Below are 13,386 nucleotides of genomic sequence, written 5' to 3'. Positions count from 1 at the left end.
ACATAGCGCCAGAGATGCGGCCTTGCAGACTTTGGTGTTTTATCTTCCCAGTCATCATATTTGTGAAATAAGTCACAATTTATCCAATTTTTGGCGGAAGATTATGCTTCATCGACATAATCCATAGCCGCGCATCCCCAGATGGAAATGGTTGGCATGGGCGGCATTATAGTCCGGCCCCAGACCGTTACCGTAATAGCCACAGCTTGCCGAGAGCAGGGCCTGTAGCCAGGGCTGCGTCTTTTCCGCTTTCCAGCCGTTCAGGACGGTAACGCGCTGTCCATTTGCCAGCCTGAAAGCGCTGATATCCAGCGCATCCGCCGTGGCATGTTCGCTGCGCCGCGCATCCGGGCGGCTGTAGATATTGCGGCAGGCGAAGCTGCCCAGATGTTCAATACGCGTAAGCTCGCTTCCGGTCCAGGTTTTGGTGAGCGGTCGGGCCTGCTGGCTGACAAACAGCGCCGAACTTAACGCCAGCGGACAACTGGCCAGAAAGCTGCTGTTCAGGCTCACCGGGCCAAAATCGCGCACGCGCACCACGTTACTCAGCGGACACTCACCGGCGCTGTCAGCGACAGCCTGGGTACGGATAAGCTGGCGTTGATTCGCCTGCGCTAACAGGCTTTCGCATGCCTGCGGTGTTAAACGTCGAAGTTTAAACTGGGTTATTTTTCCGGGCGGATCGTCAAGCGTAAGCGGCACGAAAGGATTGTAATACGGCGGCAACCAGCGGTAGCCCACCGTGGCGATCCCGGCAATAACAATAAGAATAAGCAGACCTTTTCCTTTCACGCGCCCCCCTTCAGCATCCCCAAAACATTATGGCAGAAGGCCGCGAAACCCGCCGGGCATCGTGGTATGTTATGGGCTTTTCGTCAGACTGGAAGAGAGTGAGATGGCAAAGCAGCGCGTAGGTATTGTCTTTGGGGGAAAATCGGCAGAGCACGAGGTGTCATTGCAATCGGCTAAAAATATCGTTGATGCGATTGATAAAAGCCGTTTTGACGTGGTGCTGCTGGGCATTGATAAACAGGGCCAGTGGCATGTTAACGATGCCAGCCAGTATCTGTTACACGCTGACGATCCGGCGCACATTGCCCTTAATCCTTCTGATGTCAGCGTCGCAACGGTTCCAGGCGTGGAACAGGGACAGCTTATCGATGCCGGGAACGCGCAGGCGCTGGCACAGATTGACGTAGTATTCCCTATCGTTCACGGCACGCTGGGCGAAGACGGCTCCCTGCAAGGCATGTTGCGGATGGCGAACCTGCCATTTGTCGGTTCCGATGTGCTGGGCTCTGCCGCCTGCATGGATAAAGACGTCACAAAACGTCTCCTGCGCGACGCCGGTCTGAATATTGCGCCGTTCGTGACGCTCACTCGCGCCAACCGCGATAAACACAGCTTCGCGCAGATCCAGGCGCAACTCGGCCTGCCGCTGTTTGTGAAACCGGCGAATCAGGGCTCGTCCGTCGGCGTCAGCAAAGTCACCAGCGAAGCGCAGTTTAACGATGCCGTTCGTCTGGCCTTTGAATTTGACCATAAGGTGGTGGTTGAGCAGGGAATTAACGGTCGTGAAATTGAGTGCGCCGTACTGGGCAACGACTTCCCGCAGGCGAGTACCTGTGGTGAAGTGGTACTGAACAGTGACTTCTATTCCTACGACACCAAATATATTGACGACAAAGGTGCCCAGGTTGTGGTTCCCGCCGCGCTCGATCCTGACGTTAACGACAAGATCCGGGCGATCGCCGTTGAAGCCTATCAGGCGCTGGGATGCTGTGGGATGGCGCGCGTCGACGTGTTTCTGACGCCGGATAACGAGGTGGTGATTAACGAAATCAACACTCTGCCGGGCTTTACCAATATCAGCATGTACCCGAAGCTGTGGCAGGCCAGCGGGATAAGCTATCCGGAACTGATCACCCGCCTGATTGAACTGGCGCTGGAACGTCACGCCGCTGACAGCGCCCTGAAAAGTTCCGTTAACTAACGGTTAGTCAGCTTTCTCTGCCGTCGTCGTCTCATCGGGACGACGGCGGATAATAAATCCCGCCAGCCAGAAACTGATTACCCAGGTTACCAGCCCAACCGCATAGGTTTGCCAGCCTTTCGCTTCAAATCCCAGCAGCCCGACAACACCGTTGAGAATAAAGATCAGCCCGATCGCAAAGGCGTAGTAATGCCAGTCACGGCGTAATTTGGAAGTGAGCTTCATGACAACTCCGGCAGAAAAAAACTATCCTCTCACAGTTTGATAATGGCGTCTGTGGCGGATACGTAAATTCTGAAATGCAGCGCAGTTTCACTTATGTTATCAATTTGTGACGTGATGCAGAAATCGACAATCCAGGAGAAATCCTGAGCCGAATTTCCCACGATTCTGATATTGACAAATGCTATGACCTGTCACACTCACCCTGTACGACGCGTATTAAAACAGAGTGATATTTTCGGGAGGTCTTATGGCAGACTTTACATTGTCGAAACCGATTTTTGGCGGAAAACAACCAAAAACCTCCACGGCGGGGAATATTGCCTATGCCCTGTTTGTTCTGTTTTGTTTCTGGGCAGGAACCCAACTGCTGAATATGCTGGTGCATGCCCCTGGCGTGTATGAGCATCTGATGCAGGTGCAGGATACAGGCCGCCCGCGCGTTGAAATCGGTTTAGGCGTGAGCACCGTATTTGGACTCATTCCCTTCCTCGCGGGCAGCATGGTTCTGGGCGTGATTGCCCTTGTCCTGCGCTGGCGCAACCGCCACTGATTACAGTCCCATACAGCGTGCCCGACGATCGTCAACGCGTTTCGCGAACCAGGCGGTCGTCAGGTTACGCGTGATCTTCGGGCTTTCCAGCTGAATGCCTGGCAGAATGGCTCTGGGTAATGCCTTTCCACTTTTCTTCTCGGCCAGCGCAAAGACCTGCTTATACAGATCCGTTTTCTCAAACGCCAGGCTGTCGCCCTTCTCCAGCTGTCGGCGAATGTCGCTGTTGCTCATCTCCAGCTTCGTCGAGAGTTTTCGCACCGCACGTTCGGTGGTCCCGGCCTCACTGCTGCCGTAAGCAATGAGATCGCCGTCCAAAGCGAGCTTCACACCGCTGGCGCGGCTTACCGCATTCTGGAAGGCTGCATTTCGGCTGGCATACCAGCCCGCGTTAAAGTCGGCAAAGCGATACAGCGGTTTATCGTAGTTGGCCGGATAATTCAGCAGGTGATACGTCCCAAACCACAGCCCACCGCGCAGGGAGAAGACCTCCTGACGTACCGTACCGTCGATATCCCACGGATAGCCGTCGGTATGCTTTTCCGCAAATGCGATACTGACCTGCATCGGACCGCCGGTATGCACCGGATTCAGTGAGCCAAACAGCTTCTGCCCCATCGGCACCATATTGATGAAATCATCGAAAATGGCGCTAAGCTGTTTCTCGGTTTTCACCGTATCCAGCCGTTCACTGTAGCTTTTACCGTTTGGCGAGGTGATTTTAAGGGCGGTATGCACCAGGAAAACCGGGATATACATCGATTCGGCCCGGCGGTCGATCTCCTTCCAGGCGATTTTGTTCAGGCCAGGCACTACAGGATCTGACTGATACATCGATTCCTGCTGCGCCACCGCGAGCACCGAGCAGATATTCTCCTCGGTAGGCGCGATCTTCTGGCTTTTGAAGGTCGCTGCCAGCGCATCAGCCCACTCACTGCGATCCTTCACGCTGGCGGGCATCTTTTGCCGCACCACGCTCGCCACATCAACGGGCTTCTCCCCTTCTTTGAGCGGGGCAGCCCCTTTTTCGGCACAGCCCGCCAGCACAAAAGCGGCGAGTAACGTCAGCGGTAATGCACGTGGTACGGCAAATGGCATAGCAATTCCTTTTTAACCTAATGTATGGGTGACTTCCTGCACGTCCTTATCGTCCAGCTCACGCTCGAAACTGCGTAAACGTTTGTAGATGGACATCAGCTCCACCAGCGTAGTCCAGGAGCTGATCAGATACTGGAACGAACCGCGAACCTGACCAAAGACGTTGGTGATTTGGGTCATCAGACCGAGCGTAATCGTACCCGCAACGATGGACGGGAACAGCAGGAACAACCCGAAAACGTTATCAACCTGAAGATAAAGAATGCGCGCGATATTGAAATACATGTAATGGAAATAGAGGCGGAAATAGTTACGACGTACGGCGCCGAACAGCTCACGCACGGTAGGCGGTGACGCACGGTTGGCATCGTCTTCGCCATACACCAGTTCTTTACGGTAGGCCGCTTCCACGCGCTGGTTTTTAAACTCCAGCCCCGGCAGCTTGATCCCCACCACCGCCAGCAGCCCCGTTCCCATCAGCGACCAGACAATCGCAGCAATCACCAGGCCGTATGGCAGATGGCCGACAATCGGCAGCTCCGGAACGTGCGACGAGAGCGTCACCAGCACCGGCAGGAAGGCGATCAGCGTCATGATGGCGTTGATAAAGCTCACGCCCATATCTTCCAGAGTAGAGGCAAAACGCATGGTGTCTTCCTGCACACGCTGTGCGGCACCTTCGATATGCCGCAGGTGCTGCCAGTGCGCCATATAGTGTTCGTTCATCGCGGTACGCCAGCGGAATACATAGTGGCTGACGAAAAAGTTATTCATCACGCCAATCACCACGGCGATGAGGGCGATGCCGAGGAAGATCCCCACCTCATGGTAGAACTGGTTAATGGTCACTTTATGCGGCGAACTCAGCGCCGTCTGGATCAGATCGTAAAACGGCGCATACCAGGCATTGACCGCTACGCCCACTTCCACCAGGAACCAGGTGACAAAGATGATTAACGACGTGCCGAGAATCGACCAGTATTGCCAGCGGTGAGGAGAATAGACGAACCAGAACATGGCGAAAAGCCCTACGCAGAGCACGTAATAAGCGTAGAAAAGCAGATAGCTCATGGACCAGAAGCGCGCTGCGCTAATGGGAATATCGCCCGTTGCCCCCGTAAGACGGGTCAGCCACGCGCCGCCACCGGCCTGCCAGAAAATGACAGCCAGCAGTGCCCAAATAAATGCCGACAGGAAAAAGGGCCCCGGCTTTGGGAAAAAAGACTTAAACATTGTGCTTCCTTCTTGTTGTTATGGCTGTTGCTGTGTTCAACATATCGCCACACGAAACCTTGCCTGTGCCAGCCTCCCGGCTCAGGCAAAAAAGTGAGACCTGCGGGTGAATTATTAGTTCGCTTCACAGTTTTCAGGAATTGTTTCGGTGCGTTTCATTCGCAACAGCGATCGTAGCGTCTATCATACGGTCGATGTCACAAAATGGGAGCCACGCCGCAAGTAAATTGTTCAAATTTACCCACGGTTACGTTTTTCTCGCTATCGTTATGCAAATCGGGCCATTGCCCGACGCCGATTAGTAGTATAACTACCCGTAACTTTCCTTATTCACTTGATGGATGCTTTTCGTTGAAACGTTGTCTGCTCTCTATCGCCGCGCTGTGTGCGGTGAGCCTGTCCACCGCCCAGGCAGCACAGCCTCTGACGGCCCCGGTTCTGGCCTCTGACATTGCCGATCGCTACGCGAACCTTATTTATTACGGCAGCGGTGCGACGGGAATGGCGCTGGTCGTGATCGACGGTAACCAGCGGGTGTTTCGCAGCTTCGGTGAAACACGACCGGGAAATAACGTTCGTCCGCAGCTGGATTCCGTTATCCGTGTCGCATCGATAACCAAGCTGATGACCAGCGAAATGCTGGTGAAACTGCTCGATCAGGGCGTGGTGAAACTCGACGATCCACTCAGCAAATATGCACCGCCCGGCGCTCGCGTTCCGACATATCAGGGAACGCCGATCAGACTGGTGAATCTGGCGACCCATACCAGCGCCCTGCCGCGAGAACAGCCCGGTGGCGCTGCGCATCGCCCTGTCTTTGTCTGGCCAACCCGCGAGCAACGCTGGAACTACCTGAGCACAGCAACCCTGAAATCGGCCCCGGGCTCGCAGGCCGGCTATTCTAACCTGGCGTTTGATCTGCTGGCCGACGCTTTAGCGACGGCGTCGGGTAAGCCCTACCCTCAACTGTTTGAAGAGCAGATCACGCGTCCGCTCGGGATGAAAGATACCACTTACACCCCCTCCCCGGACCAGTGCAAGCGTCTGATGGTGGCGGAAAAAGGGGCCAGCCCGTGCAATAACACGCTGGCCGCCATTGGCAGCGGTGGCGTTTACTCTACGCCTGGCGACATGATGCGCTGGATGCAACAGTTCCTCTCATCGGATTTTTACGCGCGCAGCAATCAGGCCGACCGAATGCAGACGCTCATCTACCAGCGTGCTCAGCTACGACGCGTCATTGGCATGGATGTTCCAGGTAAAGCCGATGCCCTCGGCATGGGCTGGGTGTATATGGCGCCAAAAGATGGCCGACCGGGGATTATTCAAAAAACCGGTGGAGGTGGCGGGTTCATCACCTACATGGCGATGATTCCGCAATCAAACGTAGGCGCTTTTGTGGTGGTCACCCGGTCGCCAAATACACGCTTCGTGAATATGAGTGATGGCGTAAATAATCTGGTGGCCGAGCTGAGCGCCAATAAAGCGCAGGTGCTTACGGCCTCTAACTGATCTCAATAGTCCGTGGGCAAACGGTTGATACTGATCAGTTTGCCCCGGCTCATATTGATGTAGTTCCCCTGCCGCAGCGCCGCCAGAACCTCAGCAACGACCGAACGAGAAATACGCGTGCTACGCTGAATATGATTCATAACACCAATTTTTGAACGTAGCGTGTCATCCCACTCGGCCATATTGATCAGCATCGCCCGGATTTGGCTATAGGAATTATTTCCGACCAATTGCATGTCACGTTTTCCCAATAAATGGTTAAGCCATGACAGCCAGCAGAAAGCCTCTTGCCAAAGTTGCGCGTCCTGAATAAGCTGGTACGCGTCAGATGCCGGTAAATAAAACCCGGTACAAGGCGTTTGTGCCATCAGAGAATATTCAAGATAGTTTTCATTTATCCATGCGCTTAAACCGTGGATATACGGTGCCCGCGCAATACCCATAAGTAATTCGTCTGATTTACGGTGGACGGCCGTCAGGCCGGATTGTATGACAACGGTCAATGGTTCATCATCATTATTGCCGGTAGTTATTAATTGTTGTGGTTCGATCTTGAATGGGGTACCGGCGACTTCCAGACACTTTATGAGCCGGCTTAATTCAGAAAGTGGCTTCGCATTAACGCTCATGCATACCTCAAGTCATCTGTATCTGTCGGTTCTTTATAATTTTTAAAACACATAAAAAAGCGGGGGAAAAATCCCCCGCGCTTTCTATATTACCAGGTGTATTTCACACCCAGGTTTGCTCCCCAGTTCTGGTCAACGTCGCCGCCGCCCAGATAAGTCGCATCAGTGTAAGCACTGAAGTTTTTCGTGAAGCTGAACTGAGTGCCCAGTCCCACGCGAACCGCAGAGCCTTCCACGCCGTTATCAATGCTGTCATTGTTGATATCAGCATTGTTGTCGGCATCGTCATACACGTAAGCCAGTTTGAAGTAAGGCGTTAATGCCTGCTCGCCGCCGTAGTTGAAGGTATAACCTGCATCCACGCCGAGTTCATAACGCATACTGTCGTAAGACTGACCATCGATACGCATGTCGTTGCTTAGCTGGTAGTCATCACCGGACTGGAACAGGCCAGAGATCGCCGCGTAAGGCGTGACGTAGCCAGACAGGTTTGGTTTCCAGTCATAGCCCAGTTTCATCCCGAAACCAACGGCGTCAGTCGTGGTATTACCGTCAACATACTGACCGTTGCTCATGGTAGCAGAGAGGTCGTTGTTGAAGCGGGTGTAGCTCAGGGAGCTGTCGAGGAAGATGTCGTTCATGAACTTCGCCGACGCGTAGATCATCGCAGTCTGGCTGTCCTGATCGACCTGACCAGTACGATCGCTGATATCACCCTTCGCGAAACCAGCCGCACCACCGACAATCCACTTCGCGTTATTACCGTCGATCTGAGTATCCAGACCTACCATAATGCCGCTTACGTCCTGATCGTAGCTAACGGTGCCATTATCCGCGTCAAAGTTGCCGCCGAAATAGCTCACCCATGCGCCGCCGTTATCTGCCAGGCCATGACGGCTGTTGGTCAGACGGGTACCCACGGTATCCTGTTGCAGATTCCAGATGTTGGTATTAGCAGAAGGAATGCTCAGCGCCATGTTGGCGTAGTCAGTCAGCTCTTCCTGCTGGAGAACAACGGTGTCGCCCTTCTGCTGCGCCTGATAGGTATAAGCACCTAAATCGGCTTTGTTTGCGGCAGTAAAGCTGGCTGCGGTATCCGCGTTATTGTCATAGACGCGAACGATCTCTTTGTTTTCGTAGTCAGCTACGGAGCCTGCGCCGGTCGCATCGTCGATGCGCACTTTATAGTTACCGGCAACGTCACCGTTCACCGCCAGATGGCCGTCAGAGTTCAGCGCGACAACACCATAGTCGTAGTCCGCTTTAGAGCGATCGTTGGTGATATAGCGTGCGTTGTTCAGGTCGCTGTTCAGCACATAATCACGGCTGGCAACGTTAAGCACACCGCCATCGGTCAGCACCATATTGTGCGTATCAACCTGACCCAGACCCAGCGCCAGCTCTGCACCGTTGTCCACGGTAATGGTGTTGGCATACAGCTCAGCTGTCTCTTCAGTGAGTGCAGCACGGCTGTAGCTATCCAGATACAGGCTGTCGGTAGCCACACCACCGCTGTCGCCAATATTCAGGCTAGACGCATTGGTCAGGGTGATGGAATCTGCCAGCAGGCCGGAGTTTTCAACATTGACCTGAGACTGGTTGTTCACCGTCAGCGCGTCGATGTTGGAGATCTTACGGGTATCCCACTCGGAACCGTTATCCAGCGCCACGTTGAACAGGCCGCTCTGATAAACTTCTTCACCTGCAACATGACCGTTGCTGTCAAAGGTAGAATCAGGCCAGATGCTGTTTGGAGAAAGCGTGTGCCAGTCTACATCGCTGTAGCCTTCACCATACATCTGCGCCGTGCCGATGGCTTCAACGCTGGACTGCGCGGCACCCACCCATTTACTGCCGTTGGTCAGCATGACATCCAGCTTGTCGGTATCATCCCAGCCGTTGGTAGTTGGGTTATAGACGCCGTCATCGGTGGTATCCGTTGCCGGATCGCCATTCTCGTAGAAGTTGTTATCAAAGGTGCTGGCGAAAAGGATGTCGCCGGTAATGGTAGAGTGATCGAAGGTAGCGGTGGTCTGCATAGCGTTATCAGACGCGCCAGCAACAACGATCAGCGCCGCATCATCCGCAGCCGTGGCGTTGGTTTCACCGTAGTCGCTCGGCTTCGCCGTTTGACCGTAGAAGCCACTGGTACCCAGATCGCTGTACGCACCAGAGGTCAGCACAGAATCTTTCACCACCAGCGTATCGGTAAAGATATTGCTGCTGTTAGCAACGCCTTCAACACCGTCGTATGGCGTGTTATCCAGCTCCTGATAACCCTGCGTCAGCGTGATGCCCGCGATATGGGAGTTGTTCTGAATAACGATGTCAGATTCAACGTCCAGCGTGATCGCGTTACCCAGACCATAGGTGTCCAGATAATGCGTTTCAGTGGTTTCACCATTGACGACATCGTAGGCGTAATGCTCGTAGGTATCGTTGATGGTGGAGTTATCAACAGTCAGGCTAAAACGATCATACTGGGTATGAGTGGTACCGTCAGTATCCACGCCATCTGCACACGTCGTGGTCATACACTCTGACGTGATCATGCCGTTAATGGTGCTGTTAGAAATACTCAACGCGTTCGCACGGCCATTGACACCATCATCCAGATAGTATGTCGAAATAACTCCGTTTACGGTTGATTTATTGATGACTGGATAAATGTCACCATCATGTGTGGCATCTGAATAACCCCAGTCAGCATAACCATAATACCAGGGCGTGGACGCGGTATTGTCATAGCCAAAAGTATTATATGTTGTGCCGGATATATCTTTCGCATTGGCCTGAGAAGCGATAGCCAGTGTGCAGGCTAATGCAAGTTGTGATACAACCAGTTTCTTTTTCCATGTTTGCATTGGGTCATCCCTCCTCAGGGACGTAAGCAAGTTTGTCCATCAAATCATTTAGCAACATTAAATTGCGGAAGGAATTATGCAGTTTCACTTCGAAAAGGTTCAATGAATGATTCCATTAAGTCCGTATTCAGACAAATAGGCTTATAAAACCATGGAAATATCAATCATTATGAATAAATATTATAAATTCAACTGATTGCAAACTACTTTAGTTGCTTCGGCACATATAATAAAAAGCAATAAATCATTTATATTTATAATCCCGAACCAATATAGAAACCTCACCAATATTAAACACCACGCTGAACACCAGAATAAGTTTTATAATATAGACAAAATACATACAGCGAATATTAGTCGATTTCGAAAATCTAAAAGACAACTTTAGTAAAACACCGCTCCCTGCTTTCAGGTACACTATACCTCTTTGTTCCACAAACATCAGGCATACCATGACCGATTTAATTGCACGTCCCCGTCGCCTGCGCAAGTCTCCCGCACTGCGCGCCATGTTTGAAGAGACAACACTGACCTTAAACGATCTGGTGTTGCCGATTTTTGTTGAAGAAGAGATCGATGACTACAAAGCCATCGACGCGATGCCGGGCGTGATGCGCATTCCTGAAAAGCATCTGGCCCGCGAGATCGAACGCATTGCGAATGCGGGCATCCGCTCGGTAATGACGTTCGGTATCTCCCACCACACTGACGCGACCGGCAGCGATGCCTGGAAAGAAGACGGCCTCGTCGCCCGCATGTCGCGCATCTGCAGAGAGAGTGTGCCGGAGATGATCGTCATGTCCGATACCTGCTTCTGCGAATACACCTCTCATGGCCACTGTGGTGTGCTGTGCGATCACGGCGTGGACAACGATGCGACCCTGCTGAATCTGGGCAAGCAGGCAGTGGTTGCCGCCGCTGCGGGTGCGGATTTCATTGCGCCTTCTGCGGCAATGGATGGGCAGGTACAGGCGATCCGTCAGGCGCTGGACGCTGCGGGCTTCACCGACACCGCCATCATGTCCTATTCCACCAAATTTGCCTCCTCTTTCTACGGCCCGTTCCGTGAAGCAGCCGGCACGGCGCTGAAAGGCGATCGTAAAACCTATCAGATGAACCCGCTGAACCGCCGCGAAGCGATTCGTGAGTCTCTGCTGGATGAAGCCCAGGGCGCTGACTGCCTGATGGTGAAACCGGCTGGCGCATACCTGGATATCCTGCGCGACATTCGCGAACGCACCGAACTGCCGCTGGGCGCCTACCAGGTGAGCGGCGAGTACGCGATGATCAAATTCGCCGCGCAGGCGGGTGCCATCGACGAAGAGAAAGTGATCCTCGAAAGCCTGGGGGCGATCAAACGCGCGGGCGCGGATCTGATCTTCAGCTATTTCGCGCTGGATCTGGCTGAGAAGAAAATTCTGCGTTAATCCGCTTTAGCGCCGGGTAACGGCTTCGCCTTACCCGGCCTGCTCTCTGCGCTAATCTTCACCAAACTGCAATACAAACGACATCTCCTCCTTCTACTGTCTGGGCAAGACGGCAGGAGGAGTGATCAATGTTTAGTCTCGACAGCGTTCTTGATGACCTTTGGCCTCAGGCGAGGCCCGCACCCTGGCAAAAAAGTCTGTTAAAAAGACTGCTTCACGAAGACGAATTTCAGCAGTTTGCCGCCAGCCACCGTCACCTGAAAGGGCTGGATATGGTGGAGCAGGTTCTGGAACACCTTGATATTCACTGCTCCGTTTCCGCCCGCGACCTCGAACAAATCCCCGAACACGGCCCACTCATTGTGATAGCGAACCACCCCACCGGCACCCTGGATGGGCTGGCGCTGCTGTATGCCGTTTCCCGCGTGCGCCGCGACGTGAGGGTTGTTACCAACAGGATGCTGTCCCACCTTGAGCCCCTCAGTTCATTATTTATTCCCGTAGATAATATGGGCGGCAGAACCGCAAAATCCTCGCTGATACAGATGGAGCAGCACCTGCAAAACGCCGGCGTGCTGATCTTCTTTCCGGCGGGCGAAGTTTCCCGCCCAACGCGCAAAGGCATCCGCGATAAAAAATGGCATCCGGGCTTTATCAAGCTGGCCGGCAAACTACGGGTGCCGCTACTCCCGGTACATATCCAGGCGCACAACAGCCTGCTGTTTTATGCCAGTACCCTGGTCTCGCCAACGGTATCCATGCTGCTGCTGATGCAACAGATGTTTCGCCGCCGTCACAGTCAGCTGCCGATCAAAATCGGCCAGCAGATTGCCTGGAATGACCGGTTTAGTTCTACCCTTTCATCACGTGAGATGGCCGAGCAGTGTCGTCAGCACGTGATACGTCTTGGCAAGGGATTGCCTGGCGTCTTTAAAACCCAGTGCGCCATTGCCCGCCCGGAAGACAGGGCCACGCTGAAGCGCGAACTGGCGCAGGCCGAGTGTCTGGGCAAAACCAGCGATGGTAAGGCCATCTATCTTTGGCAGCGCAACGGGCAGGAAGAGGCGCCTCTGCTGCGCGAGCTTGGGCGGCTGCGCGAGATTGCCTTTCGTGCCGTGGAGGAAGGCAGCGGGAAGCGCCGGGATACCGACAGCTACGATGATGACTATCTGCACCTTATTCTGTGGGATGACGATGACCTGGAGATTGTCGGCGCGTACCGCTTTATGCCAACGGCCATGCAGGTGGAAAAGCGCGGCGTCGAGGGGTTGTACAGCTACAGCCTGTTCCACTACGACGAAAAAATGCAGGACATACTTGAGCACGGTATTGAGCTGGGGCGCAGCTTTATACAGCCGCGCTACTGGGGGCGTCGCGGTCTGGACTATCTGTGGTCAGGCATTGGCGCCTATCTGGCACGCTATCCACATTACCGTTACCTGTTTGGTCCGGTGTCCATCTCCGGCGGCTTACCGCCTGCCGCACGGGATCTGCTGGTGGCGTTTTATCGTCTCTGGTTTCCGGCCAGCCATCCCTTAGCCGCCTCGCGTCAACCCTACCCGGCCTCACTTCCGGACGTGCTGGCACAGTTTGGCGGGGTGGATTACGTGGATGACCTGACAAAGCTGAAATCCCTGCTCGGCAACCTGGGTTGCGGCATCCCGCCGCTCTACAAACAGTATTCCGAGCTATGCGAACCCGGCGGCGTGCAGTTTATCGATTTCGGCAGCGATCCGGCGTTCAATAACTGTATCGACGGGCTGGTGCTGGTGGATCTGTGTTATCTGAAGGCAAACCGCTATCAGCGGTATATAGAAGCACACCTCTAGCTCCGTTGCCCGGTGGCGCTGCGCTT

At 53.9% G+C, this 13,386-nt stretch carries 11 protein-coding genes; 5 read left to right on the top strand and 6 right to left on the bottom strand.

Features of this window, described 5'->3' with window-relative positions; translation table 11 throughout:
* Positions 1-108: 108 nt before the first annotated feature.
* Positions 109-792 (bottom strand): extensin family protein, encoded by a 684-nt coding sequence (locus IMQ56_RS01435; RefSeq protein ID WP_017383151.1) that lies wholly within the window; start codon positions 790-792, stop codon positions 109-111.
* Between the two features lie 103 nt (positions 793-895).
* Between IMQ56_RS01435 and ddlA the strand changes: the two genes are divergently transcribed.
* Positions 896-1,993 carry a D-alanine--D-alanine ligase gene (gene ddlA, locus IMQ56_RS01430; protein WP_017383150.1) on the top strand — a complete coding sequence of 366 codons (1,098 nt, stop codon included), beginning with the start codon at positions 896-898 and terminating at the stop codon, positions 1,991-1,993.
* 3 nt (positions 1,994-1,996) lie between these two features.
* Here ddlA and IMQ56_RS01425 read toward each other — a convergent pair whose 3' ends face one another.
* Positions 1,997-2,218 (bottom strand): DUF2754 domain-containing protein, encoded by a 222-nt coding sequence (locus IMQ56_RS01425; RefSeq protein WP_015571318.1) that lies wholly within the window; start codon positions 2,216-2,218, stop codon positions 1,997-1,999.
* A 247-nt stretch (positions 2,219-2,465) separates the two neighbouring features.
* On the opposite strand from IMQ56_RS01425, the gene IMQ56_RS01420 reads away from it, so the two are divergent.
* The gene (locus IMQ56_RS01420) at positions 2,466-2,768 is read left to right on the top strand and encodes a DUF2755 family protein (RefSeq protein ID WP_003859159.1); all 303 of its coding nucleotides are present in this window, start codon (positions 2,466-2,468) and stop codon (positions 2,766-2,768) included.
* Here the strand turns inward: IMQ56_RS01420 and IMQ56_RS01415 are convergent, their stop codons facing one another.
* Together IMQ56_RS01415 and sbmA are read right to left on the bottom strand one after the other, a co-directional pair.
* Positions 2,769-3,866 (bottom strand): DUF1615 domain-containing protein, encoded by a 1,098-nt coding sequence (locus IMQ56_RS01415; RefSeq protein ID WP_196063771.1) that lies wholly within the window; start codon positions 3,864-3,866, stop codon positions 2,769-2,771. It lies immediately after the preceding gene.
* 12 nt (positions 3,867-3,878) lie between these two features.
* Entirely contained in the window at positions 3,879-5,099 is a 1,221-nt protein-coding gene (sbmA, locus tag IMQ56_RS01410) for a peptide antibiotic transporter SbmA (protein ID WP_003859162.1), read from the bottom strand.
* Positions 5,100-5,450: 351 nt separating this feature from the next.
* On the opposite strand from sbmA, the gene ampH reads away from it, so the two are divergent.
* The gene (gene ampH, locus IMQ56_RS01405) at positions 5,451-6,611 is read left to right on the top strand and encodes a D-alanyl-D-alanine-carboxypeptidase/endopeptidase AmpH (RefSeq protein WP_003859164.1); all 1,161 of its coding nucleotides are present in this window, start codon (positions 5,451-5,453) and stop codon (positions 6,609-6,611) included.
* A gap of 2 nt (positions 6,612-6,613) precedes the next feature.
* Here the strand turns inward: ampH and IMQ56_RS01400 are convergent, their stop codons facing one another.
* Positions 6,614-7,240, bottom strand: coding sequence for a helix-turn-helix domain-containing protein (locus IMQ56_RS01400; RefSeq protein ID WP_032652678.1), 627 nt, complete (start codon positions 7,238-7,240; stop codon positions 6,614-6,616).
* Between the two features lie 89 nt (positions 7,241-7,329).
* Positions 7,330-10,104: an autotransporter outer membrane beta-barrel domain-containing protein gene (locus IMQ56_RS01395; protein ID WP_196063772.1), complete on the bottom strand. Its 2,775-nt coding sequence runs from the start codon at positions 10,102-10,104 to the stop codon at positions 7,330-7,332.
* Positions 10,105-10,556: 452 nt separating this feature from the next.
* On the opposite strand from IMQ56_RS01395, the gene hemB reads away from it, so the two are divergent.
* Both hemB and IMQ56_RS01385 read left to right on the top strand, forming a co-directional pair.
* Entirely contained in the window at positions 10,557-11,531 is a 975-nt protein-coding gene (hemB, locus tag IMQ56_RS01390) for a porphobilinogen synthase (RefSeq protein WP_196063773.1), read from the top strand.
* Positions 11,532-11,659: 128 nt separating this feature from the next.
* Positions 11,660-13,360, top strand: coding sequence for a lysophospholipid acyltransferase family protein (locus tag IMQ56_RS01385; protein WP_017383146.1), 1,701 nt, complete (start codon positions 11,660-11,662; stop codon positions 13,358-13,360).
* The last annotated feature ends 26 nt before the right edge of the window (positions 13,361-13,386 follow it).

It is taken from the genome of Enterobacter sp. Res13-Sevr-PEC09-46, assembly GCF_015672585.1.
GTDB lineage: Bacteria > Pseudomonadota > Gammaproteobacteria > Enterobacterales > Enterobacteriaceae > Enterobacter > Enterobacter hormaechei_C.
Note: the sequence above shows the minus strand (reverse complement) of the source record. Positions and strands in the feature narration are given on the sequence as shown.